Raw genomic sequence first — 25,220 nt, forward strand, 5'->3', positions numbered from 1 at the left:
TTTCCTTGAAAAGACAAGTAAGCGTTATCATTTTATTTCATAATCCGGAAAGGATGTAGGAGAAGCATGAATAAACGGTTTATCTCCATAATATTGGTGTTCATGATGCTCACAAGCAGCTTGCCGGCTGTCAGTGCGGCGACAGCCACAGATGAGAAGGGAACGGCGCATTGGGGCGAGAAAGTGCTGGAAAAATGGATTTCTAAGGGGATGCTTAGCGGATATCCGGATGGGAGCTTGCAGCCTGATCGTCAAGTGACGAGATCTGAATTTACAAAGCTGGTCCATGCTATCTTTCAGTTTGAAGCTAAAGGCTCGAATACCTTTACAGATGTAGCCGCTGACGCATGGTACAGCAAGCAGGTTGCTGCTGCGTTGGAAGCTGGAGTGATTACCGGTTACCCGGATGGCAGCTTTAAGCCTGACGCACCACTTACGAGGCAGGAGGCTGCGAAAATAATAGCCGAACTGTTTAAGCAGGCTGAAGTAGATGGGAATCAGCTATCTAGCTTTACAGATTATAATCAAGTACAAGCTTATGCAAAAGCACCGTTAGAGCAGCTGCTGGCAGGAGGATACATAACGGGTTATCCGGATCAAACCATTCGGCCGAAAAAACCGATTACTCGTGCAGAGGCCATCACATTGCTTGACCGAATTGCTGGTGAAATCATTAATGCAGCCGGCACCTATGAAAATTTGAAAATAGCCGGAAATGCTGTCGTAAATACAGCGGGAGTAAAGATCAACAAAACTGTTATCGATAAGGATTTGTTCTTAACGCAGGGAATTGGCGAAGGCGATGTCTTTTTAACGGATGTGGATGTGAAAGGAACGGTCTACATCAATGGGGGCGGAATCAACAGCATTCATTTTATAAATTCGAAGCTGAATAAGCTTATTGTGAATAAACCTGCTGGAAAAGTACGCGTCGTACTCACAGGCTCTTCGCAGGTGCAGCAGCTTATTGTGGAAAAGGGATCTAATATACAAATTGATGCTGGAGCAAGCAGTCAATTACTTACGATTTCGGATACAGCTGAAGGAACGACAATTCAGGTAAATGGTACTGTAAATCAAATAGTTAATACAGGTTCAAGCACGACATTAAATGGCAATAGCTTAGGCAAAAGCAGTGATATCACTGTTCAGAACGGAATTGTAAAAACAGGACAACAGACTGGCTCAGGTCAAAGCGGTGGTGGCGGTCAAACGACTCCGCAACCAACTCCAACAGCAGCACCGACAAACTCACCGACACCTTCGCCTACCACAGAACCGACGGCGACACCAACAACAGCACCTGTGGATGAATGGGAGCTTGTATGGAATGATGAATTTGATGGAAGTGGCGACAACGTTGATACAAACGGCGTTAACCTCGACAAATGGGCTTATCAGTTAGGCACGGGCTCTCAATATGGCCTTGATGGCTGGGGGAACAATGAAGAACAGTATTATCGGTCCGAAAATATTAAGGTGGCGGACGGGAAATTAACGATCACCGCTGACGATGATGGTTTTGGCGGAAAGAAATATACATCAGGCAGACTATATACAGAGCCTACCTTTAATAAAACGTATGGAAAATTTGAAGCTCGCATGAAGCTGCCGGTAGGCAATGGCATCTGGCCTGCCTTCTGGATGATGCCAAAGGATAGCGAGTATGGGGTTTGGGCTTCATCTGGAGAACTCGATATTATGGAAGCGCGCGGCCGCTTACCGGAAAAAGTCGGCGGTGCCATTCATTACGGTAAAAACTGGCCGGCAAACAAGTCAAAAAGTGCAGATTACATTTTTGGAGAAGAAACGGATATTACCGACTATCACACTTACGGTGTAGAGTGGGAGCCTGGTGAAATTCGCTGGTATGTTGACGGACAATTATTCCAGAAGCTTAATAATTGGGATAGCTGGGGAGCAGATCAACCTGCAAAATATGCGTTTCCCGCTCCGTTTGATAAGCCATTTTACATGATTTTGAACTTGGCCGTTGGCGGTAATTTTGACGGTGGGATAACACCCGACTCATCACTGCTGCCAGTGAAAATGGAAGTCGACTATGTTCGTGTCTATGAACTAACTGGCAGACCGTATAAGACGCCTGTAGAGCCTAGCGTCGACTCAGAGCCATATCCAGATCAATATAAAGAACCGATTGCAGGTAATTTTATTCATGATAATAGCTACAGCAAGCCGTTCACAACCATTGCTGAGGCGAATCAAGCTTTAGATACGAATTATTGGAATTTTGTACATGTAAGCACATTCCAAGGTAACGGCTCGATTTCTGTTGAAGCTTTAAATGGTGTAAATTATGCCAAGGCGGATATTACGAGCAGCGGGAATGCCATACATGCGGTTCAACTCATTCAGAATGTAACGCTTGGTAAAGGCAGATGGTATAAGCTTACTTTTGACGCTAAATCGAATGCAAATCGAAATGCGACCGTCAAATTTGGCGGTGGGGAAACACGCGGCTGGACGACTTACTCCGATATTATGGATGTAAAGCTGACAAACAATATCCAATCCTATGAAATGATATTCCAAATGGGTGCCGAGACGGATACGCTGGCTAGACTCGAATTCAACCTTGGACTAAGCACGAATCCGGTCTGGATCGGCAATGTGAAGGTTGAAGAAACCGCCTCCCCAGATCCGTTTCATGATAACGACCCTAAAGAGCCGTTGAACGGCAATCATGTGTATAACGGCAGCTTCGACCTAGGTCGAATCGATCGTCTGACTTATTGGAATTTCAATAAGGCTGGAGGCAACGCTGCAGCATCGGTGAATGCTGAAACTAGAGAACTTAAAATATCGAATCTTGATGGCGAAACAGAGCCTAAGTCGATCTCGCTTACGCAGTCGGGTATCAATCTACTGAAAGAAAACGATTATAAGGTAACATTTAAGGCTAGAGCAGCTACTGCACGCACCATTCAGATTGGTGTGTACAAATCAGATGGTACGGCCTATGCCGCTCCAGAGATGATCTCGCTTGCATCCGAGATGAAGGAGTATACATTTCAGTTTGCGATGGAGCAGTCCAACGATAGTAATGGACAGTTGGTATTTTTATTAGGCGGCCATCAGGCTGACATTTATTTAGACGATATTAAGATGATTCGATTGACTAACAACAACACGGGCGAATTGGCGCTGGCAGATCAATTTCCGGTGAAAAATGGCGACTTCTCGAGTGGCAAGGTGAGTTGGAGCGAGCATGTGCAGGGACGTTATGACGGATGGGGCTCAAGCGCGGACTTTAACGCTCAGAACGAAGAGATGAAGATTGCGATTGCGAGCGAAGGTGTTAATCCTTGGGACGTCATGCTGATGCAAAATAATATTAATCTATTTAAAGGCAAAACGTATACGGTAACGTTAGATGCAAGTTCATCCAAAAACCGTGAAATGGAAATTGTTATTGAAGTAGGCAGCACGCGTTATTTGTCCAAAAAGGTGCAATTGACGCAGACGAAACAAACGTTCAGCTACGAGCTGCTTGTTCAGAGCGACATTACGCCGACGTTTAAGCTGCTGCTAGGTAAACTGGACGGTGCAACTGTGATAGGCGAGCATGATGTATTTGTTGACAACATACATGTGGAGCAGCAGGATGCACGAAGTAAAGCCTTCTTGGTCAAAAATGGATATTTTGATGCAGGAATGCAGGATTGGAGCACACATATTCAGGGCATTTATGATGGCCCCTCGAGAGCAGCCATTACAGATGACAATGGTGCGGTGAAAGTCGCGATAGCGAACGCTGGCTTGAATGCGTGGGATATTGTTTTGCAGCAGGGCTCATTGGCGCTAGTTAAAGGCAAAACGTATGTCGTTACCTTTTTGGCCAGAGCAACTTCGCCGCGAACCATTGAAGCGGTTGTTGAGAACAGCGCTTATAATCGTTTCTTAAATGAAAAGGTGCAGCTTGATACGGTTACTAAAAAGTACAGCTACGAGTTCACTATGGCCAAGGATGACAACGCAACCTTTAAACTGCTTTTTGGAGTGCAGCCTGATGCTCCTACTGCAGCACATGACGTATTTATCGACAATGTGCATCTTGAATTGAAAGGAGCTAAGGAAGCAGCAGGCGAGAAGGCTCGCAGCTCAAATGATATTATGCTGCTGCTTCCTCCAGTAATTTCAAAAGATGTATCCGATAATGAATTGGGTCAAAATATCGACATTACCTTTAATGATAATGAGGCTTGGAGAAATGCGATAACTGATGTATTTGTCGATGAATCGAAGCTTCCTAAAGAAGCGTATCAGCTTACCTCAGGAAAGCTAACAATCGATAAGACCCAATTCAGTGCAGTTAAATCATACACCATCACGATTAGGTCAACTGGTTATGAGCTTACTCAAGTGATCCAAAGTATTCAAGAGAAAAACATATGGAGTCTCGTATGGAATGATGAGTTTGACAGCGTAGGAGATAATCTGGATACAAACGGTGTCGATCTTGACAAGTGGGCGTATCAGCTTGGCAACGGCAGTGAGTATGGCGTAGGCGACTGGAGCAATAACGAGCTGCAGTTTTATAAGAAAGAAAATATAAAGATCGAGAATGGCCAAATGATTATCAAAGCCAAAAAAGAGAATTTTGGCGGTAAACAATATACGTCAGGCCGGCTTTGGACCAGTCCAACCTTCAGCAAAGCTTATGGCAAATTCGAAGCGCGGATTAAGCTCCCTGCGGGTCAAGGCTTATGGCCGGCGTTTTGGATGATGCCGAAGGACAGTGAATACGGCGGATGGGCTTCCTCAGGTGAAATTGACATTATGGAAGCTAGAGGACGAGTGCCAGGTGAAGTTGATGGTACCATTCATTTTGGCAAAAATGCTCCTAATAACAAAATTACCGGTGCGCAGTATGAATTTCCCCAAGGTGAGGACATCACGGGTTACCATACTTATTCTTTAGAGTGGGAACCAGGTGAGCTGCGCTGGTATGTGGATGGGAATTTGTTTCAAACGCTTAATGATTGGAATAGCTGGGGAGCAGATCAACCCGAAAAATATGCTTTTCCAGCACCATTTGATAAGGAGTTTTACATTATTCTCAATCTAGCTGTAGGAGGCAATTATGACGGCGGGTTGAAGCCTGATCCTTCCTTGTTGTCAGCTCAGATGGAGATTGACTATGTGCGTGCTTATGAGCTTACTGGCAGACCTTACAAGGTGCCTGTTGAACCGATGCTTGTAAAGGATTCGTTCCCGCAAAATGGGAAAGCGGCTGTAGATGGCAATTTCATTTATGATCCTGCTTATACTCATGGCGTTAAGAACATCACAGTAGAAAATCCGGTAATAGATATGAATTACTGGAATTTCCTTCATGGGGCTGAATTTGGCGGAGCGGGTGAGGTTTCGGTTGATCCGATTGACGGGTCACCATTTGCCAAAGTAGACATTTCGAATGGCGGGAATGTGCCATATTCCTTGCAGCTTGTCCAGTATGTAACGCTTGTTAAAGGCCAGGCCTACAAAATTAGCTTTGATGCAAAGGCATCAGCGCCGCGCAGCATGAGCTTGAAGTTTGGCGGCGATGCGAACAGCGGCTGGGGAATTTATTCCGACAACTTTGAAGCATCCTTGAAGGATCAGGTCGGGAATTATGAGTATCGCTTCCTCATGTCAGACAAAACAAATGCTGCTGCGAGGTTGGAATTCAATTTAGGTCAAAACGTAAATGATGTGTGGATCGGAAATGTTCATTTAGAGGAAATCGATGAGTTAATTGAACCAAGTGCTGCAAAAGCTCCACTGAATAACGGCAATCACATTTACAATGGAGGTTTTGATCTAGGGACGATGGATCGTCTGCTCTATTGGAACACAAAAATAACGGATTCGGCTGCTGCTGACATCAGTGTAGATCCATTATTGCGCAGGTTAAACGTTAATATTTCTGATGGTGGTACTAATGCTTCGTCTATAAAACTAACCCAACAGGGCATTAATCTGCTGCAAAAGGATTCGTATGAGCTGACTTTTGATGCAGAAGCTTCGGCCGCTCGGACCATTACCGTACAGCTTAAGAGAAAAGACGGATCAACGATTTATTCAGGTCCACACGCGATTCAGCTAGATACATCGAATAGTTCGCATAAGCTCTCATTTACGATGCCTCCTAACGTAACAGACGAGGAAGCGCAGCTTGAGTTTTTGTTAGGCGGCAGCAACGCTGGGGTTCAGCTGGATAACATTAAGCTTATTCGCACAACAAATTTGAATGTTGATTTTACAGGCGTCGATTTGTTTCCGCTTAAGAATGGAGATTTCTCCAATGGGCTAAGCGGCTGGGAGCCGTTTACGCAAGGAGGTACAGCAGCATTCACGGAATCGAATGGAGCTGCAAAAATAGCGGTAACAAACGTAGGAGGGGAAGCCTGGAACGTGATGTTTAACCAGTCGAACCTTAAGCTTTCCAAGGGGATGACGTATTTGCTCTCTTTTGATGCGAGTTCGACGGTAGCACGGGACATTGAAGCGGCTCTCGAAAATGCTGGTTATACACGGCGTTTTTATACGGGACCTTTGATGCTGACGCCTTCGATGCAGCATTTTGAATTTACATTTAAGATGATGACCGATGATAATGTCGCTCTTAAATTTTTACTTGGCAAAACTCCAAAAAGTGCAGCTGCACCGCATGACATTTTCTTTGATAATGTTGTGCTGGAGGTGAAGGATGCGCCAATGCTGCGCCCGCCAACCTTAATACCAGATAAAACGGATAACCTAGTAGGGAGCGCGGTAGAAATCCGTTTTGTAGATAACGAAGCCTGGAGAACGGCGATTAGTGCAATTGAAGTGAATGGAGCTGTATTTGCTGGTGCAAATTATACGCTTCAGCCTGGCAGCATCATGATTGATCCATCTGTTTTTGCAAGCGATCAATTATATACGATTAATGTCAAATCGACGGGCTTTGCGGATACAAGTGTTAATCAATTAATGCTTGCAGCAGATGGAAACCTTGTACTAAACGGTGGAATGACGAATGGGTCAGCTAACTGGGTGCATTGGTTTGGTGATGGAGGAGATTCGAAATATACACCTAAAGATGGTGTTGCCCAAATCGACATCTATTATAATGGGGGGATGCACCCAGAATGGAATGTTCCTGTCGGCTGGTCCACACAGTTTAACCAAAGCGGAATCAAACTAGAGGCAGGCAAATCCTATGAGCTTTCCTTTAACGCATGGTCATCGGTTAATCGTCCGATAGCATTGGAGCTTGGTGGATATAACAACACTGAAAGCGTACATTTTAATCTGACTGGTGATTCAGCTGCTGTTTATAAGAAAAGTTTGCGGCCAAATAGCAACGTGGATATGACTCTTAAGTTTTTGCTTGGCAACGTCGTAAATGGTGCTATTGTTACGCCTGATGGTGAGCATACGATTTACATTGATAATGTCGCTATTCGTGAAGTGGCAGCACCACCGGTATTAGCAGCCGATTCGACTGAAAACAAAGTCGGACAGACAATTGAGCTGACATTTGCAGACTCCCCTGCTTGGCGTGCCGCAATTACGCAGCTTACGATTGACGGTGCAGCTGTACAGAGCAGCAGCTACACGGTTGAGGCAGGAAAAATCATGCTTAATGCAGATTTATTTACAAGTGTCAAAACGTATCTCATCACCGTTGCCGCAGCTGGATACGGCATCGGCGAGGTGCAGCAGCAGGTGAAGACGGCTGCCGCAAACATTGCTCTTCATAAAGCTGCTACTGCATCATCAGGCAATCAACCAGCAGCTAACGCTGTAGATGGAGCGGGCAATACGAGATGGGAGTCGGAGTCAACAGATCCTCAGTGGCTTTCTATTGATTTAGGCGCAGTCTATAAGCTGGAAAGTGCTGTTCTGAGCTGGGAGGGAGCATATGGAAAAGCCTATAAGCTGCAAGTATCCTCGGCGGCAGCGCCTGGAGAAAGCGACTGGACGGATGTATTTACAGAAGCCGCAGGCAATGGCGGTCTCGATAACATTACATTAAACGGGCAAGAAGCAAGGCATATTCGAATGGTTGGATCTGCTAGGGGCACCAATTACGGTTATTCCCTGTGGGAGTTTGAAGTGTATGGCACATGGGTAAGCGGCGGCGAAGGAGGAGGAAACGGAGGCAATCCGGATCCTGGAACCACTCCAAATCCAGTGCTAGTGAACTTAGCGCTTAACAAGCACGCTGTTGCATCAAGCTTTAATACCGTTTTTCCTGCTCATTTGATAACAGATGGCGATAAGGGTACACGATGGGAAGCAAAATGGAGTGACAATAATACAGCTCCGTATCATGCAGAATGGTTCTATATTGATTTGGAAAAAGTTCATTCCATTAATAAAATCATTTTGACTTGGGAAGCTGCATATGGAAAAGCGATCGATATTCAAGTTGCTGCAGCAGGAAGCGACTTATCGGCAGCAAGCACAGATTGGAAGACGGTACATTCCTTGAACAGAGAATTGAGAGCGGAAGACTTTGTTGAAACGATCACCCTTGCAAGCAGTGCGGAGGCTAGATATGTTCGTATTTTAGTGACAGAAAAAGGTCTTCCTCCATATGGTCCATCACTTTTTGAGATTGAGGTTTATGAATAACTGTTTTATTTAGAGTGATAAAGAGAGCATGCTTTTACAGGGAATCCTGTGAAGTATGCTCTTTTGTCTTTTTGACGTACGATGGTTGCTCTTAAGGTAAACGTTTGTTTATTAATGATGATTTAATGAAGAATAGTAAATATATATTGCGACATATATAAATATATGTTACATATTAAATAACGGAAATGACCTCTACATGTGTTCTAATTATTTATTCCGTCATATGAAAGCAAAGGGAGACTGGATCATGGAGAGAGAATTAGCATTAGAGCTTGTACGTGTAACGGAACTGGCTGCGCTCGCATCGGCGCCTTGGATGGGAAGAGGCGATAAGAATAGCGCTGATGGAGCAGCAACATCTGCGATGCGCTCCATGTTTGATTCAGTGTCCATACGCGGTACTGTCGTCATAGGCGAAGGGGAAATGGATGAAGCGCCGATGTTGTACATTGGGGAGGAAGTAGGAAGCTTGAACGGCCCCGAGGTTGACGTAGCGGTTGATCCGCTGGAAGGTACGGAAATCGTAGCCAAAGGACTTAACAATGCAATGTCCGTGCTTGCAGTCGCAGGAAAAGGCCAGCTTTTGCATGCTCCTGATATGTACATGGAGAAGCTCGCTTTCGGTCCTGCTCTTGTTGGCAAGCTGTCGATAACTGATCCGATGGATGTAACGCTCCGTAAAGCGGCTGACGCTTTAAACAAGAAAGTTTCGGATTTAACGGTTATGATTTTGGACAGGACGCGACATGAAGCGATCGTCAAGGTGCTGCGCCGCGTGGGTGTGCGTATAAAATTTTTGTCGGATGGTGACGTTGCAGGCGCGATGGCACCTGCATTTCCTGAAGCAGGTATTGATTTATATGTAGGCTCAGGAGGAGCGCCAGAGGGTGTACTGGCTGCGGCAGCGCTGAAGTGTTTAGGCGGCGAGCTGCAAGCAAGGCTGATGCCGGCGGATAGCAATGAGTACAATCGCTGCGTGAAAATGGGAATAGAAGATCCGTATCGCGTGCTTACGATGGAGGATATGATTGGAACTGGCGATGTTTATTTTGCAGCAACAGGCGTTACGCCAGGGGAGTTTTTGGGCGGAGTACAGTATTTTCCTGACGAGAGGGCAGAAACGCATTCCATCGTAATGCGCGCTAAGACCAAAACGATCCGTTTCGTACGTGCTATGCACTATTTGCCGAATAAAACATTTTTAAATAATGATAAATAACTATGAATGGTGTGGTCGGCCGCTAGGCCGACCACCATAGAAATAACATTCTAATAATGCAATGAGCAGAAAGAATATAATTCAGCTGATTGGAAATTAACGGACATCAGATCCGTTATTTGCTTGAAATCCCCGTATTTAAAGAGCTATCGGACATACAGTCTCTTATTTGGTCTCAAAAGCCATGAATGTGCTTCAATACGCGTAAATAACGTATCTGATGTCCGATAGAATTGTATTTGAGCTATATTTACCATAATAGCGGAACCTATGTCCGTTAGAGATGCGCGCGAGCTTAACCTGTCAAACTTGGTCTAACCCCGTCAACCCCGTCAACCCCGTCAACCCCGTCAACCCCGTCAACCCCACCTAAAACTAATATTGATTTCGAGCTGGAAACGCTCCTATTAACCTTTATTGCGAAAGCGTTCCTCATAGAGGAATTAACGGACATCAGATCAGTTATTTGCTTGGAATCCCCTATTTTTAAGGATCTAACGGACATACAGTCTCTTATTTGGCTTTAAAAGCCGTGTTTACGCTTCAATCGCCATAAATAACGTATCTGATGTCCGTTAGAATTCAATTTGAGCTGTATTCACCATAATAGCGGAACCTATGTCCGTTAGTGTTGCGGGCGAGCTTAACCTGTCAAACTTGGTCTAATCTCGCTAACCCCCTGACCCCAACGCCCCCCGAACCCCCACCTAAAACTAATATTGATTTCGTGCTGGAAACGCTGCTACTAACCTTTACTGCGAATACAAATCTGCTTAGGAATTAACGGACATCAGATCCGTTATTTGCTTGAAATCCCCGTTTTTAAAGAGCTAACGGACATACAGTCTCTTATTTGGTCTCAAAAGCCATAAATGTGCTTCAATACGCGTAAATAACGTATCTGATGTCCGATAGAATTGTATTTGAGCTATATTTACCATAATAGCGGAACCTATGTCCGTTAGTGGTGCGAGCGAGCTTAACCAGTCTAACCACTTTAACTCAGACAAACTCGTCCCCCCCAACACCCCTCTAAAACTAATATTGATGATGATATGCTGGGTAAACTCTAGTCACTCATCATTCGAAGAGCGAGGTGGCATATTACTGAAAAAACTCCCGTCAATTCGAGTACATCCTCTCCTTAGAGTAGATGTTGTCGAATAAGCGGGAGTTTTTTTAAATTAACCGATATGAAGTCTGTCACTAATGAGATTTGCGGAAGGTTTTCCTGTTAGTTTTCCTGTGAGGTGGCTGCTTACTTTTAGTGCTTCATTGTCTGTAAATGCTCTCACATCTGAATGGGACTTCTTCCGTAAAAGTAACTCAAATGCTAAGTAGAAGTGCTAATGTTGACTATGAGTACGTTAGTTGCCGCCTGGTATGAACTTTTTCAACCAAGTTCCAAAGCTGGATGGATTGCGAGTTTGAATCAGCACGACACCTTCACCGCGGAAGCGGCATACGAGACCTTCGCCGCTCGTAATGCTGGATAACCAGCCTTTAGACGCTTTTTCTATCGTATAGTTCATATAGCCCGGCCAAGCAACTAAATGACCGTTATCGATGATGACTTCTTCGCCATGGCTCAAGTTTAGAGCATGGATCGCGCCATATGAGGAGAGAAACACCGTGCCTCGGCCGCTGATTTCTACAATAAAGAAACCTTCGCCCGATAAGAGCCCCTTGCCTAGGTTTTGCATTTTTGTATTGACCTCTATGCCGCTGGTGCCAGCTAAGAAACCATCCTTTTGCACATAAAGCTTATAAGAGCCGTCGAGTTCAATCGCTTCAATATCACCGAGAGAAGGAGGGGCAAGGTGGACTTCACCTTGACCCCGATTAGCTGTCATCTCTTGGAAAAAGAACGTCTCTCCGCTTAACATTCTTCCGAGTCCGCGCATAAACCCGCCGTCTGTTGTCCCTTTAAGATCGATGGTAGGGGACATGGACACCATTGCACCCATTTCGGCTTTTACGCTCTCGCCGGGATTGAGCCTCACCTTCAGCATGGCAAAGGCGCCTTTATAAAAAATATCATAGTTCATGTATTAACCTCCTCAAAGGTTTTACCTAAGCAATATCTACTTCGCATCCATCGCAACAAGCTCGCGATGTAAAACTACGCTTCGCATCCATCGCATCAAGCTCGCGATGTAAAACTACGCTTCGCATCCATCGCATCAAGTTCGCGATGTAAAACTACGCTTCGTAAATTCAATTTAGTCAAGCGGAGGCTGTGTCACACCTTCGCGCTCTGCTTGTCTGCGATGAGCCATCCGACTTGCTGCAGATGCAGCGATAGCCCCAACGATATCGTCCAAAAATGTATGGATTTCTCCATCGGTTTTGTCGTTCAGCTTGACCAAAATGCCTGGCTTCAGCTTATCGACATATCCGAAATTCGTAAACCCGATGCTTCCATACACATTGACAATGGACAATGCCAAAATTTCATCGCATCCATAAAGACTCTCGTCATGCTTGATCATATCCTGCAGTGGAGCCATAAGCTTGCCTTCCTCGGCGAGGATATCAAGCTGGATGCCGGTCAAAACGGCATTTTGCACCTCGCGCTTCGATAGGACGGCATCAATATGGACGATACAATCCTCAGGCGTTAAGCCAGGGAAATAGTCTTTTTGCAAAAAATGTACGAGCTCGGCGATAGCCAGCTTTGTTACTCCGCGTTTGAGGAGCCATTCGTCTGTAGCCTCAGCCACTTTGCGGCTGTTGAGGCTATAAGTTTCGGGATTGGACATGTTTTTGTTCCCCCTTAGGATTTTATGGACAAAACTGGTCTAAAAAAGGGAAGGGCTCGTATACATAGTACTACAAATAAGGAGTTGTACAAAGCCGCTAGGCAAAACTTGATTAGGGAGGAAAGGTCAATATGATTCAAAAAAGATGGATTAGGGGTGCTGTACTTTCGGGGGTTCTCGTGCTGCCCATTCTTACTTCGGGTTGTGGTCTGTTTTCCAAGCAGACAAGCCAATCAATCGATCCGCCGCAGGTTGAGGTTAAGGATGGAGTAGAAGGTGCAGAAACTGGACAGGCAATCGGAGTTGGTGAAGAAGCGCAAATGACAGTATACCTTGAAGATCGTAACGGTTATTTGGCTCCAATCTCACTTCAGACCTCACTCGGAGCGAAAGAGCAAGCCGCACAAAAGGCACTGGAAATGATGGTCGAGAATGGCGCGTACGCGAATCAGCTGCCTGAGGATTTCCGCGCAGTTATACCGCAAGGCACTCAAATTAAATCGTATAAATACGATAAAGAGCAAAAGCTTGCTAAAGTAGAATTTTCTGAGCCGTTCAGCGACTACAATCCACAGGACGAACGTACCATCGTTGAAGCGATCACATGGACTCTGACTGCTATGCCGGGAATTGAAGGCGTAGAGATTTGGTATGAAGGCGCTAAGCTGCCAGAAATGCCACAAGACGGCTTCCCGCTTGACAATACGCTGACACGTTCAGTGGGCATTAATATCGAAGCGGCAGACGGTGTGAACTATGCGCAATCAACGCCTGTAACGCTGTACTTCTCCGCCCAAACATTAAACGATGAACAATATTATGTGCCCGTTACTAGACTAGTTGCTCGCTCGGAGACTCCGACGAAAGCAGCGCTGGAACAGCTCATTTCGGGTCCGCTTAACAAAAAAGAGTTGACCAGTGTAATCATTCCGGATGTACAAGTGAAGGATGTTGTACAGGAAGGTGATGTTGTCACTGTAGATTTGCAGGATGAAGGGTATCAGCAAGGTCAGAAGCTTCCGTCAGAAATGCTTCAGGCACTCGTTCTTTCAATCACTGAAAATACGAAAGCAGCAACGGTTCAAATTAAAGTAAATGGAGAATCTAACTTTACGGACGAAGCGAACAACTCCTATAGCGAGCCTGTAGGCAGACCGCATCACGTCAATGCTATTAAGTCATAAGAGATAACTCCGGAATGTACAAAGAGGCCGATCAAAAGTGAACGCTTTTGAAAAGCCTCTTTTGTGCATTTATTAGCATGTATTAGGTCTGAACGGTTTATTTTAAGCAGAAGCAAGCATGCAAAAAACTTCCACTGATCAGCTGAATTTGTACATTCATGACCGCTTCACTTTTCTTTTTCACGGGCAGCGGATGCAATTCACAGGTTACTTTGTTAAAATAGGAAAGATTGCAGGATGGGATACTTTTGTTTTCTAATCGAAAAACGCTAGCACTCAGGAGGAAATTAGAATGAGAAACGATGGTCGGCAACCGAACCAGCTTCGGCCGGTAACCATAACGACAGGTGTCAATAAATACGCAGAAGGATCGGTTCTCATCGAGGTTGGAGAGACGAAGGTCATTTGTACAGCGAGCGTGGAGGATAGAGTACCTCCATTTATGAAAGGGCAAGGCAAAGGCTGGATTACAGCTGAATATGCAATGCTGCCTCGCGCAACACATACACGCAATATTCGTGAAGCGGCTAAGGGGAAGCTGACAGGACGGACGATGGAAATTCAGCGCCTCATTGGTCGTGCATTGCGTTCGGTCATTGATTTGCAAGCACTAGGTGAGCGGACTATTACGCTTGATTGTGATGTCATTCAAGCCGATGGCGGTACTCGCACGACATCTATTACGGGTGCGTTTATCGCGCTTTCCATTGCAATTAACAAAATTTCCGAGAAGGTTCAATTTGCAAAATATCCGATTACAGATTTTTTGGCGTCGGTAAGTGTAGGCGTCATCCAAGAGAGAGCGCTGCTTGATCTAAACTACGAGGAAGATTCCAAAGCTAAGGTTGATATGAACGTTGTTATGACGGGCAGTGGCAAATTTGTTGAGGTGCAAGGAACTGGCGAGGAAGCCCCATTTTCGCGCGATGAGCTTAACCAATTGCTGCAACTTGGAGAAGAGGGTATTCTCGAGTTGATCAGCAAGCAAAAGGATGTTCTCGGTCCTTTGGCGGCGCGAATCGGAGGTTAGTATTCTGATGAAAAATTCCATATTAAATCATGCTGTTATTGTTGTAGCTACAAAAAATGCAGGTAAGGTGAAGGAATTCGCGCATGCGCTTCAGAAGCTTGATAAATCGGTAGAAAGCTTGCTGGATTATCCGCAAATTCCGGATATCGTGGAAGATGGCGATACGTTTGCCGCCAATGCTCGCATCAAAGCTAAGACGACGGGAGACATTCTTGGCGTTCCTGTGCTGGCTGATGATTCAGGCTTGCGCGTTGCAGCGCTGAATGGTGATCCAGGCGTCTATTCCGCTCGTTATGCAGGTGAGAATGCGACTGACGGTGAAAACAATGCCAAGCTCATTCAGGAGCTTCATCAACTAGCTGATCATGCAGAACGAGAAGAATTGCAAGACGGGTCCAAAATACTGAGCAAAGCGCAGTTCGTATGCGCGTTAGCGCTGTATGATCCTGTGACCGGTTTGTTTCTGGAATCGGAGGGTACAGTGGATGGCGTTATCACGGATAATCCTCACGGCAATGGAGGCTTCGGTTATGATCCGCTGTTTTGGCTTCCTAGCTTGAATCGCGGGATGGCCGAGCTGTCTAAGGAAGAGAAGCAGCAGATCAGCCATCGCGGTGATGCATTAAGAAAGCTCCTTCCCTTGCTTGAGCAAGCATAATAAATGAAAAAGCAACCCTATCCAAGAGCAGCTGAATGCAGCGGCTTTTAGCGGATGGGGTTGCTTTTTTTGTGATGAGAACAAAAACATTATCCTTGTCAGCTTATGATATGACGACCTTATATTCCTTTAACCATAAATTGACCTGATATAGATAAGCGAATAGCTGCGGACCAGACATCAATTGACCAAACCAAGGGGTATTCGAGCTTGCGGATTCCGACTCGGTTAGCGCTCTAACCTTTTCCACATTAATTAATGGAAGGAGCGGAGAGCTGGAATCGTTCAGTACATCTAACAAAAGCCCTTTGACTGCGGCCAAATAGTTCGGATTATGCGTTTTAGGATAGGGGCTTTTTTTACGAGTCAATACGTCCTCAGGCAATACACCGCGCAGCGCCTTGCGCAATATTCCTTTTTCGCGATCGCCGGATGTTTTGATCTCCCATGGGATATTCCAAACATATTCAACTAACCGATGATCACAGAAAGGGACACGGACCTCAAGGCCCGCTGCCATGCTCATTCGATCCTTGCGGTCTAGAAGCGTTGGCATGAAGCGGGTGATGTTCAAATACGACATTTGACGCATCTTCCGCAGCTGCTCAGATTCGCCATCTAGATGAGGAACCTCTGCTATCGCTTGGGAATAACGATCACCAATGTAGTCAAGCGGTTTAATCCATGCGGCAACGTCAGGTGCGAGCAGATCAGCACGCATAACTGAAGCAAGCGACCAAGGGAAGGTATTGGCATTTAAAGCCTCTTCGCGATGAAACCAAGGATAGCCGCCAAAAATTTCATCGGCAGCTTCGCCTGATATCGCTACGGTAGCATCTTTTTTTATTTCATGGCAAAAGAGCAGCAACGAAGCATCCACATCGGCCATGCCCGGAAGATCGCGAGCAAAGGTGGCTGCTTTTAATGCGCCGACCAAATCAGGTGTATCAAACTGTATAGGATGATGAATTGTGCCCAGATGCGTCGTCATTCTCTCGATCCATGGCGCATCACTATTAGGCTGGAAGGCATGTGCCTTAAAATGTTTATCGTTGTCCGCATAATCAACAGAGTACGTGTGGACATTCCCTTGCCCGTTCTCATTGTAATAATTGACAGCGAGTGTAGTTAGCGCACTGGAGTCAAGCCCGCCAGACAGCAGGGTACATACAGGAACGTCTGAAACGAGCTGCCGCTCAACGGTATCTTTTAGCAGCGCTCCTACTTGTTCAGCTGTTTCTTCTATATTTTGCCCATGAGGGCTGCTCTCAAGCTGCCAGTACGTAATCGTCTTCACGCCCGTGTGATTGACGGTCATACACTTGCCAGGTCTAAGCTCATTGATTTGCTTATATACACCATGGCCTGGAGTGCGTGCTGGTCCTATAATAAAAATCTCAGCAAGCCCTTCCGCTCCAACCTCCGGCTTCACGGCAGGGTGTGCCAATATACATTTTTGTTCGGAGCCAAAAATAAACAAACCGTCCTGTGTGCTATAGAACAGCGGTTTGACGCCAAGCCGATCACGTGCCAGAAATAGTTCTTGCTCTAATACGTTCCATATGGCAAAAGCAAATATTCCGTTAAAACGCTCTACGCAAGACTTGCCCCATTCCATAAAAGCGACCAGCAGCACTTCTGTATCACAATTTGTCGTAAAGATTCTGCCCCTGCTTTCAAGCTCCTTGCGAAGTTCTGGTGCATTATACAATTCCCCGTTATAGACAACGACATATTTGTCGTCGCCGGTATGTCGAATCATTGGCTGTGCCCCGTTCTCCGGATCAATGACGGATAAACGTCGATGGCCTAAAGCGCAATGAGCTGATATCCACGTACCGGAAGCGTCGGGACCGCGCGGTGCAAGGGTGTCTGTCATCTTCTCTAAGCTTTCACTTTGCTTAGTCAGATCACGGTTCCAGTCGATCCAGCCGGTAATTCCACACATTGATCTCATTCCTCTCTTTTGCTGGTCTCAAAGTAGCGATAATATCAGTTATATGCAGAATAAGGGATAAAATGTCTGTCCGACGGGGGATGCTAGAAGTGGCTGAGAAAAGTAATAAATGCAGGAAGGAGTGTGCGATTGATGGCAGAGCAAGAAGCAGGCAGTGAAGAACGCAAGCATTATTTCGTTTCTGTTCAGGCGGGACAAATATTAGAGGATCCGCAGGCAGCTGCGTATGAGCTTGAGATTATAATGAACGAAAATGAGTATACGAAGCTTAGAGAGCTGTTTGATGAGCTGTCTAGCATGGATGAAATGGAGATGTTTCATTTCTCGTACAGTCCGTTTGGCTCAGCAAGCGATGGCGAAATCAATGCTGGTTACGATCAGTTGATTGAGCGTATTTACAGGCAATTGTATGAGTTAGGAACGGACACGACGAAGCAGCATATCGAATCGATGCAGTTTTTTTAATAAGCGGATAAATAAGCATAAACAGGGTGTTGCAGAAGCTGAATAGCAGAGGCAACATCCTGTTTTTTTATAAAACAATAAAATAAATATAAAACGATTGATACTATAAAAATGAATAAGAGTGTTTTTTCCAAATCATATCGCTGCTTTTACGTAATCATTTCTATTATATTGCTGCAAAAAATGATATACTTCTACAAAAAATAGTGGAGGGTTTTCGTTTTGCAAAAGTTAGTTTTTTTTGTCGGAGTAGCGGGGACGGGCAAAACAACGGTAGCTAGAAAGTTGTCTGCTCGCATTCCAGCTGCTTTTCTTGACCGGGATACGATAGGCGGTCGTTTTGTTGAGGCTATATTGGAGTTAAAGGGCCTTGATAAAAGAGATCGGGATTCTAATTATTACAAAAAGCATTTGCGTGATTTGGAATATGATACGGCGAAGGACGTATGTATCGAAAATTTGGCTGCTGGTCAAAACGTATTTATGATTTCACCTTTTACGGCAGAACTGAAAAACAAACAGTGGATCGAAGAGGTAGTTGAAGCAGCAGGCCTCACGATGAACGAGGTAGACGTTAAGGTGGTTGTTGTCACGCTGCTGGATATGGAGCTGCAAAAAAATCGGATCATCGGGCGTCAAACAGAGCGCGATCAGTGGAAACTGGACAACTGGGGCGACTTTGAGAAACGGATAGCATTTGTTCCGCAAATCAACTGGGTTATTCCTAACTCCTCCATCCTCGTGTTTGATAATAGCGGAGAGCTAACGGAAGAGAAAGCCGAGCAATTATTCCAATTTGTTAATGAAAAGCAGACAACATTATCCGTTTAATATAATAAGAAAAGGCGGCTTCATTTGGGGAATTTCCCTATGAAGCCGCCTTTTTATTTGTGGTTTTGTGATTAAACGGTTTTCAAAAATGATTTCAATTGCTGGATAAAGGCTTGTGCTGCAGCTTTAGGCTCACGTGCTTTATGTGTAATAATGCCATGCGTCAATAGGAGCTCTTGGTTCAAGGGCAATGACAGCAGCGTACCTGCGGCTACCTCATTAGCTACATTTGATTCTGGTACGAATGAGATGCCCATTCCGCAAGCAACCGTCTGCTTAATGAGCTCAACACTGGAGAAAGACAAATGATCAGCAAGCTCAACATCAACTTCTCTCAGCATATCGCGTCCATAAGTGTGGTAGATACACTGATCCCCGAAGCTAATGAAGGCGTTGTCGTGCAACGCTTGCCATCCGAGCTGCGCGAAGCGCTCTTCCAGCGCAGGAGCACAGATCAGCAAGAGCTTCTCTTCTATTAAAGGTGCAAATAGAAGGTCGTCACGTTCCGGAGCCTTGGGTACGATGCCGAGGTCAACGCGATGGTTTATGACATGTGCGGTAATATCATGTTGCAGGCCAGGCGTTAAATGCAGCTTGATCTTGGTGTATTTCTGGAGAAAGCCGGTTAAAAAATGCGGTAGATGAGAGATGGCAAACGACTCTAGAGCTCCGATTCGAACGATACCTGACGGCATGCCAGGCTCCGAGAACGCATCCTGAAGCGAATGTCCAAGCTGGATAAATTGATATGCATAGGGAGCTAGCAGCAAGCCTGCTTCTGTTGGCTCTACGCCGCGCGGCAAACGGTGAAAGAGCTTTTTGCCGCTTGCTGTTTCCAAATGTCGAATATGTGAGGTTACCGTCGATTGAACGTAACCGAGACGATCAGCGGCACCGCTGAAGCTTTTCTCCTCCAGCACAGCAGTAAATGTAACAAAAAAACGACCTTCCCAAGACTCCAGCATGTTAACTCCCCTTAGGTATCGGAATTTGAAATGGGTTCCATTGTAAACATTCAATTCTCGAATGATTTCTCTTATGATAGCATGATGTCATAATAAGAGAAACGGGGAATGAGAAATGCTGAGAAATAAAAATTGGAAGCCGCTGGCGGCGGCGGTTGTTGGCACCGTTGTTATCGCATTGCTGCTGACCATGGGCGATTTAATGTCGATTACGCTGATGATGGCTCCATTTGGGGCCAGCTGTGTTATCGTGTTTGTTTTGCCAGATAGTCCGCTTGCCAAAGCCAGAAATGTTGTTGGAGGCCATTTGATCAGCACTGGAGCAGGTCTTGTGATGCTGCATCTGTTCGGAGATTCAACATGGTTCATTGCACTATCTGTTGGATTGTCCATCCTTCTGATGCAGCTCACAAGAACAGTTCATCCACCCGCAGGTGCTGATCCGCTTGTTGTTATGCTAAGCCATGCGGGCTGGTCCTATCTGTTTACTCCGGTCCTATTCGGAGCGGTGCTGATCGCGCTTGCCGCTTATGGTTATAGGAAATTATTGGCGACCAAGTCAGCTGCTTTGAAGTCATAGAAATAAAAAAAAGGGCTGATCCAGTTGGTAAATACCGGGATCAGCCTCTTTTAAATAGATCAGTATATAATAAAAAAACCACCTGAATAGGCGGCGTTAATGGATAATAATATGGCGTCCCGGAAGAGATTCGAACTCCCGACCGACGCCTTAGAAGGGCGTTGCTCTATCCAGCTGAGCTACCGGGACACAAGAAATAATATAGCACACATCATTAAAATATTGCAAGCACTTTTTTGAATTTATATTCTTTTTATTATAAAATAAGATTTATGAGTTGTCGGAATACTACATTTGTTTTTTCTTTTGATTGTACATGGTATAATCGTACGCAAGATTGTCCGAATGAACAAAAGGCGCGACCATAAGGCGGTGTTATCATTACAACTCCCAATGACACACAAGGCGACAACAAGGATAACGTTTACTTGTTCCCTAGCATGCTGGACCATTATCAGGTACAGTTAACCCGTATGCTGGAAGCGGAACAATACGGGGAGGCCAAGGAGTTGCTGCGCTTTTTGCTGCAATGCCAGGGCGAGGATGCTCGCCATTATGAAGAGTGGGACAGCTTACTTACGTGGCTTGACATGGCTTTTCCTGGAGAAGGAAATGATGGAGAAGATTCGGGATTCCTATCGGCCAAGCGAGAGAAGGAAGAGGACGAGGCGACTATGCGCGAGCAGCTTCTTAATCCTCCTGATCAAGATGAAGCTTATGTGAACCAAGTGCTCTACATCATGCAAAAACATCCGATGATCGATCAGCAAATTCTTGCTCTTGAACGCGCTGCTTATATTCAGACTCCAGAAGTGGATGATTCCATTAAAAATTGGCTGGTAACCCAGCAGGTTCACCCTGTCGTTCAGTTTAAGGCACTGCAATGCTTGCGCAAGCGAGGTGCTGCCGGTTTACTGACACTGGAGAGACTTGGTGAAACCGTAGAGCTTGATTTGGAAGCGACGCCTCTTTCTATGGATGAATTCCCTTCGCCAATTATTAGGATAATGGAGCGGACAGAGCAGGTTGCCGAGGTCGATGATCCCACATTGCCGCATTTTGCTAGAGAGCTTTGGAAGGAAAGTTTACAGTTTTTGTATGGTACGGCTGCTTATCATTGGATGTTGAGAGAAGACGAGGATACAGTTGATTATTTTGCAGCTGCGCTGCATTTGACGCTGCTTCTTACCGTTTACGGCTCGGCAAACGATGACGATATTCGTGATACATACGGCATTACCGAAGGTTTAAGGTTCCGTTATGAGCAAGCATGCAAGGCGCTTAGACAGGTTGCCGTTTTGCAGCAATCGGGAGAAGATGAGCCAGAGTCTTGATAATCTGGGCTAGCTTGTTTATAATAGAATGGTTTATGAAACGTGATAACTACTGATGCATGAGCATTTTCGGAGGGGAAGGCATAAAATGAAAGCAACTTGGGAAAAAATAGACAAGAACATCGTGTCGATCGACGTGGAGGTAGGGGCGGAGAAAGTCACTGTTGCTCTTGATCAAGCATTTAAGAAAGTCGTTCAAAAAGTAAACGTACCTGGATTCCGTAAAGGTAAAGTGCCTCGCGGCATGTTCGAATCCCGTTTCGGTATTGAGAGCCTGTACCAGGATGCAATTGACATTCTGTTGCCAGATGCTTATTCCGATGCAATCAAAGAAACTAATCTTGAGCCGGTTGACCGTCCTGAGATTGAAGTTGAGCAATTCGCAAAAGGCGAAACATTCAAATTCAAAGCAAAAGTTATCGTTAAGCCAGAAGTTACACTTGGCGAATACAAAGGCTTGGAAGTTGAATCCGTTGTTTCTGAAGTTACAGAAGAGGAAATCGCAGCTGAACTTGAGCGTTTGCAACAGCGTCATGCTGAGCTTACTGTTGTTGAAGAAGGCGCAGCGGCTAACGGCGACATCACAGTTATCGATTTCGACGGTTATGTAGACGGCGAAGCGTTCGAAGGCGGAGCAAGCGAGCGTTATTCACTAGAGCTTGGTTCGAATTCCTTTATTCCAGGTTTCGAAGAGCAAGTGGTTGGCATGCAAATCGGAGATTTCAAGGACATTGATGTTAATTTCCCTGAGAGCTACCATGCAGAGCACCTTGCAGGCAAACCAGCTGTGTTCAAAGTGAAGCTTCACGAAATCAAACGCAAAACCTTGCCAACGCTAGACGATGAGTTTGCAAAAGACGTAAGTGAGTTCGATACGCTTGAAGAGTACAAGCAGGATCTCGTTAGCAAACTTAAAGAGCGCAAAGACCAAGAAGGCGAACAAGCTCGCGAAACAGCAGTTGTTGACAAAGCTACGGCAGCAGCAGATGTTGAAATTCCAGAGCCAATGATCGTGACTGAAACGGATTACATGATCAAAGATTTCGAAAACCGTCTTAAAATGCAAGGCATGAACATGGACCTATACTTCCAATTCTCCGGTCAAAACGAATCTGTTCTTCGCGATCAAATGCGCGCAGATGCTGAGAAACGCGTTCGCAACAACCTTGTGCTTGATGCCATTGCTAAAGCAGAAAACATCGTTGCAAACGACGAAGATTTGAACGAAGAGCTTGAGAAGCTGTCCAAATCATACAACCGTCCTTCTGCTGAGCTTCGCGACATTTTTGAGAAAAACGGAAATCTTAGCAACTTGCAGGAAGATATTGCACTTCGCAAAACAATTAAGTTCTTGCTTGAAAACAGCAAAGCTGTTTAAAAGCCACATACGAATAATTGAATAAATGCTTCACTCAGGATAAGGCACGTCGTTGATACGTGCCTTATTTTGACCCTACATATGGAAATGTGCTTGTTTTGGAGGCTAAACTCCGTACATATCGAACGGCCGGCGTCGTATAATGTATTAGTGGAAAAATGACATGAATACGATGACGTGTTACAATAAGTAAGTAACCAAAGTCATAAACGAAAAGAGGTTGGTCGCATGAATCTAGTACCGATCGTAGTCGAACAAACGAATCGCGGGGAACGTTCTTACGATATTTACTCCCGTTTGCTGAAGGACCGTATCATTTTCCTTGGGAGCGCAATCGATGATGATGTTGCAAACTCCATCATTGCACAGCTGCTGTTTCTGGCGGCCGACGACCCAGAGAAAGACATTCATCTATACATTAACTCTCCCGGCGGCTCCGTGACTGCGGGAATGGGTATTTTTGATACGATGCAATATATTAAGCCTGAGGTGTCCACGATTTGTATGGGCATGGCAGCAAGCATGGGTTCGCTGCTTCTTACAGCGGGCGCGAAGGGCAAGCGTTTTGCGCTTCCTAACGCTGAGGTTATGATCCATCAACCACTTGGCGGCGTACGCGGTCAAGCATCTGATATCAAAATCCATGCTGATTGGATTTTGAAAACGAAACAAAAGCTAAACCAAATTTACGTAGACCGCACCGGACAACCTTATGAAAAAATCGACCGAGATACCGACCGTGACAACTTCATGAGCGCGGAAGAGGCTCTTGCCTACGGTTTGATTGACAAGGTGATTACTGCACCGGTATCGACGATTTAATCGAAGGGGTGATTACATGTTTAAATTCAACGACGAAAAAGGCCAGTTGAAATGTTCTTTCTGCGGCAAATCGCAGGATCAAGTACGTAAATTGGTTGCCGGTCCTGGCGTCTATATATGCGATGAGTGCATTGAGCTTTGTACCGAAATTGTTGAGGAAGAACTCGGCAATGAGGAAGAGCTTGATCTTAAGGATATTCCGAAACCGAAAGATATCCGGGCTATTCTGGATTCTTATGTCATCGGTCAAGAGTTTGCGAAAAAATCGTTGTCTGTAGCGGTTTATAACCATTACAAACGGATTAATTCCGGAAGCAAAATCGAAGACGTAGAATTGCAAAAGAGTAACATTTTGCTGCTAGGTCCTACGGGCTCAGGTAAAACGCTGCTAGCTCAAACGATGGCTAAAATTTTGAATGTTCCATTTGCAATTGCAGATGCAACTTCGCTAACAGAAGCAGGTTATGTGGGCGAAGACGTTGAGAACATTTTGCTTAAGCTCATTCAAGCTGCAGATTATGATGTGGAAAAAGCGGAACGCGGCATTATTTATATCGATGAGATCGATAAAGTAGCTCGCAAATCGGAAAACCCATCCATTACGCGCGATGTTTCTGGTGAAGGTGTTCAGCAAGCATTGCTCAAAATATTGGAAGGTACAGTTGCATCCGTTCCTCCGCAAGGTGGGCGCAAGCATCCGCATCAAGAATTCATTCAAATCGATACAACGAATATTTTGTTCATTTGCGGCGGCGCATTCGATGGCCTCGAATCATTGATCAAACGTCGTATCGGTAAGAAAGTTATCGGCTTTAGCTCTACAGGCGAATTGCAGAAGGATCTTAAAGCTGGTGAATACCTCACGATGGTATTGCCAGAGGATCTGCTCAAATTCGGTTTGATTCCGGAGTTTGTAGGCCGTCTGCCTATCATTTCAACGCTTGAGCCGCTTGATGAGCCTGCACTCGTTCGGATTTTATCCGAGCCGAAGAACGCGCTTGTAAAGCAATATCAGAAGCTGCTTGAAATGGACAATGTGAAGCTTGATTTCGAACCGGCTGCACTTGATGCTATTGCGAAAGAGGCAATTAAGCGCAACACCGGAGCTCGTGGCTTGCGTGCGATTATTGAAAGCATTATGCTGGAAGTTATGTACGAGGTACCATCACGCGATGATCTAAGTACATGCCTAATCACTGAGCAAACCGTTCAAGAAAAAATCATGCCTGAGCTTACCGCTAAGAAAAGCAAGAAGAAAGAAGAGAGTGCGTAAGCCAGCACTCCAATATAAGAAGCTATAAGTCTAGGCTTATAACTTAACTTATATATGACCGCGAAACGAGCTGTTTCCGCTACATTGTAATGGAATGGGAGCAGCCGTTTACGCTTGACTACCGTCATTGT

At 45.3% G+C, this 25,220-nt stretch carries 16 protein-coding genes and 1 tRNA gene; 12 read left to right on the top strand and 5 right to left on the bottom strand.

What is annotated here, in order from left to right; translation table 11 throughout:
* Positions 1-66 precede the first annotated feature (66 nt).
* Entirely contained in the window at positions 67-8,628 is an 8,562-nt protein-coding gene (locus tag AC1DOV_RS09235) for a carbohydrate binding domain-containing protein (RefSeq protein ID WP_477549760.1), read from the top strand.
* 250 nt (positions 8,629-8,878) lie between these two features.
* Positions 8,879-9,850: a class II fructose-bisphosphatase gene (gene glpX, locus AC1DOV_RS09240; protein WP_339207824.1), complete on the top strand. Its 972-nt coding sequence runs from the start codon at positions 8,879-8,881 to the stop codon at positions 9,848-9,850.
* Between the two features lie 1,367 nt (positions 9,851-11,217).
* Here the strand turns inward: glpX and AC1DOV_RS09245 are convergent.
* Positions 11,218-11,898 (bottom strand): TIGR00266 family protein, encoded by a 681-nt coding sequence (locus tag AC1DOV_RS09245; protein WP_076271638.1) that lies wholly within the window; start codon positions 11,896-11,898, stop codon positions 11,218-11,220.
* A gap of 174 nt (positions 11,899-12,072) precedes the next feature.
* Positions 12,073-12,612, bottom strand: coding sequence for a phosphatidylglycerophosphatase A family protein (locus AC1DOV_RS09250; RefSeq protein WP_076271639.1), 540 nt, complete (start codon positions 12,610-12,612; stop codon positions 12,073-12,075).
* A gap of 131 nt (positions 12,613-12,743) precedes the next feature.
* Between AC1DOV_RS09250 and AC1DOV_RS09255 the strand changes: the two genes are divergently transcribed.
* The 3 genes from AC1DOV_RS09255 (at position 12,744) to rdgB (ending at position 15,484) form a co-directional block, all read left to right on the top strand.
* Positions 12,744-13,796, top strand: coding sequence for a GerMN domain-containing protein (locus AC1DOV_RS09255; protein WP_477549761.1), 1,053 nt, complete (start codon positions 12,744-12,746; stop codon positions 13,794-13,796).
* A 292-nt stretch (positions 13,797-14,088) separates the two neighbouring features.
* Positions 14,089-14,826: a ribonuclease PH gene (gene rph, locus AC1DOV_RS09260; RefSeq protein ID WP_441875701.1), complete on the top strand. Its 738-nt coding sequence runs from the start codon at positions 14,089-14,091 to the stop codon at positions 14,824-14,826.
* A 7-nt stretch (positions 14,827-14,833) separates the two neighbouring features.
* Positions 14,834-15,484 carry an RdgB/HAM1 family non-canonical purine NTP pyrophosphatase gene (gene rdgB, locus AC1DOV_RS09265; RefSeq protein WP_477549762.1) on the top strand — a complete coding sequence of 217 codons (651 nt, stop codon included), beginning with the start codon at positions 14,834-14,836 and terminating at the stop codon, positions 15,482-15,484.
* Positions 15,485-15,587: 103 nt separating this feature from the next.
* On the opposite strand, the gene asnB is transcribed toward rdgB, so the two are convergent.
* Positions 15,588-17,432 (bottom strand): asparagine synthase (glutamine-hydrolyzing), encoded by a 1,845-nt coding sequence (gene asnB / locus AC1DOV_RS09270; protein ID WP_477549763.1) that lies wholly within the window; start codon positions 17,430-17,432, stop codon positions 15,588-15,590.
* A 141-nt stretch (positions 17,433-17,573) separates the two neighbouring features.
* On the opposite strand from asnB, the gene AC1DOV_RS09275 reads away from it, so the two are divergent.
* Both AC1DOV_RS09275 and AC1DOV_RS09280 read left to right on the top strand, forming a co-directional pair.
* Positions 17,574-17,906: a hypothetical protein gene (locus tag AC1DOV_RS09275; protein WP_477549764.1), complete on the top strand. Its 333-nt coding sequence runs from the start codon at positions 17,574-17,576 to the stop codon at positions 17,904-17,906.
* A gap of 222 nt (positions 17,907-18,128) precedes the next feature.
* Positions 18,129-18,737, top strand: a complete 609-nt coding sequence (locus tag AC1DOV_RS09280) for a P-loop nucleotide/nucleoside kinase family protein (protein WP_477549765.1) — start codon at positions 18,129-18,131, stop codon at positions 18,735-18,737.
* A 71-nt stretch (positions 18,738-18,808) separates the two neighbouring features.
* Here the strand turns inward: AC1DOV_RS09280 and AC1DOV_RS09285 are convergent, their stop codons facing one another.
* On the bottom strand, positions 18,809-19,702 hold the full coding sequence (locus AC1DOV_RS09285; protein ID WP_477549766.1) for a LysR family transcriptional regulator: 894 nt from the start codon (positions 19,700-19,702) through the stop codon (positions 18,809-18,811).
* Between the two features lie 115 nt (positions 19,703-19,817).
* Between AC1DOV_RS09285 and AC1DOV_RS09290 the strand changes: the two genes are divergently transcribed.
* Positions 19,818-20,282, top strand: coding sequence for an HPP family protein (locus AC1DOV_RS09290; protein ID WP_441875715.1), 465 nt, complete (start codon positions 19,818-19,820; stop codon positions 20,280-20,282).
* Positions 20,283-20,394: 112 nt separating this feature from the next.
* Here AC1DOV_RS09290 and AC1DOV_RS09295 read toward each other — a convergent pair.
* Positions 20,395-20,471 (bottom strand) — tRNA-Arg (locus AC1DOV_RS09295).
* A 239-nt stretch (positions 20,472-20,710) separates the two neighbouring features.
* Here AC1DOV_RS09295 and AC1DOV_RS09300 point away from each other — a divergent pair.
* From AC1DOV_RS09300 to clpX, 4 genes are all read left to right on the top strand, one after another.
* Positions 20,711-21,616, top strand: coding sequence for a hypothetical protein (locus AC1DOV_RS09300; RefSeq protein WP_477549767.1), 906 nt, complete (start codon positions 20,711-20,713; stop codon positions 21,614-21,616).
* 88 nt (positions 21,617-21,704) lie between these two features.
* Complete coding sequence (tig, locus tag AC1DOV_RS09305; RefSeq protein WP_477549768.1) at positions 21,705-22,994, top strand: trigger factor; 1,290 nt, start codon at positions 21,705-21,707, stop codon at positions 22,992-22,994.
* Between the two features lie 228 nt (positions 22,995-23,222).
* Positions 23,223-23,816, top strand: a complete 594-nt coding sequence (gene clpP, locus AC1DOV_RS09310) for an ATP-dependent Clp endopeptidase proteolytic subunit ClpP (RefSeq protein ID WP_053374767.1) — start codon at positions 23,223-23,225, stop codon at positions 23,814-23,816.
* Between the two features lie 16 nt (positions 23,817-23,832).
* Positions 23,833-25,089, top strand: coding sequence for an ATP-dependent protease ATP-binding subunit ClpX (clpX, locus tag AC1DOV_RS09315; protein ID WP_076271649.1), 1,257 nt, complete (start codon positions 23,833-23,835; stop codon positions 25,087-25,089).
* Positions 25,090-25,220: the final 131 nt, after the last annotated feature.

This window comes from Paenibacillus sp. 01T47, from assembly GCF_056398245.1.

What these genes read in the sequence shown, in the direction of transcription:
- AC1DOV_RS09235 (WP_477549760.1), top strand. Translation starts at nt 67, where the DNA reads ATGAATAAACGGTTTATCTCCATAATATTGGTGTTCATGATGCTCACA.
- glpX (WP_339207824.1), top strand. Translation starts at nt 8,879, where the DNA reads ATGGAGAGAGAATTAGCATTAGAGCTTGTACGTGTAACGGAACTGGCT.
- AC1DOV_RS09245 (WP_076271638.1), bottom strand. Translation starts at nt 11,898, where the DNA reads ATGAACTATGATATTTTTTATAAAGGCGCCTTTGCCATGCTGAAGGTG.
- AC1DOV_RS09250 (WP_076271639.1), bottom strand. Translation starts at nt 12,612, where the DNA reads ATGTCCAATCCCGAAACTTATAGCCTCAACAGCCGCAAAGTGGCTGAG.
- AC1DOV_RS09255 (WP_477549761.1), top strand. Translation starts at nt 12,744, where the DNA reads ATGATTCAAAAAAGATGGATTAGGGGTGCTGTACTTTCGGGGGTTCTC.
- rph (WP_441875701.1), top strand. Translation starts at nt 14,089, where the DNA reads ATGAGAAACGATGGTCGGCAACCGAACCAGCTTCGGCCGGTAACCATA.
- rdgB (WP_477549762.1), top strand. Translation starts at nt 14,834, where the DNA reads ATGAAAAATTCCATATTAAATCATGCTGTTATTGTTGTAGCTACAAAA.
- asnB (WP_477549763.1), bottom strand. Translation starts at nt 17,432, where the DNA reads ATGTGTGGAATTACCGGCTGGATCGACTGGAACCGTGATCTGACTAAG.
- AC1DOV_RS09275 (WP_477549764.1), top strand. Translation starts at nt 17,574, where the DNA reads ATGGCAGAGCAAGAAGCAGGCAGTGAAGAACGCAAGCATTATTTCGTT.
- AC1DOV_RS09285 (WP_477549766.1), bottom strand. Translation starts at nt 19,702, where the DNA reads ATGCTGGAGTCTTGGGAAGGTCGTTTTTTTGTTACATTTACTGCTGTG.
- AC1DOV_RS09290 (WP_441875715.1), top strand. Translation starts at nt 19,818, where the DNA reads ATGCTGAGAAATAAAAATTGGAAGCCGCTGGCGGCGGCGGTTGTTGGC.
- tig (WP_477549768.1), top strand. Translation starts at nt 21,705, where the DNA reads ATGAAAGCAACTTGGGAAAAAATAGACAAGAACATCGTGTCGATCGAC.
- clpP (WP_053374767.1), top strand. Translation starts at nt 23,223, where the DNA reads ATGAATCTAGTACCGATCGTAGTCGAACAAACGAATCGCGGGGAACGT.
- clpX (WP_076271649.1), top strand. Translation starts at nt 23,833, where the DNA reads ATGTTTAAATTCAACGACGAAAAAGGCCAGTTGAAATGTTCTTTCTGC.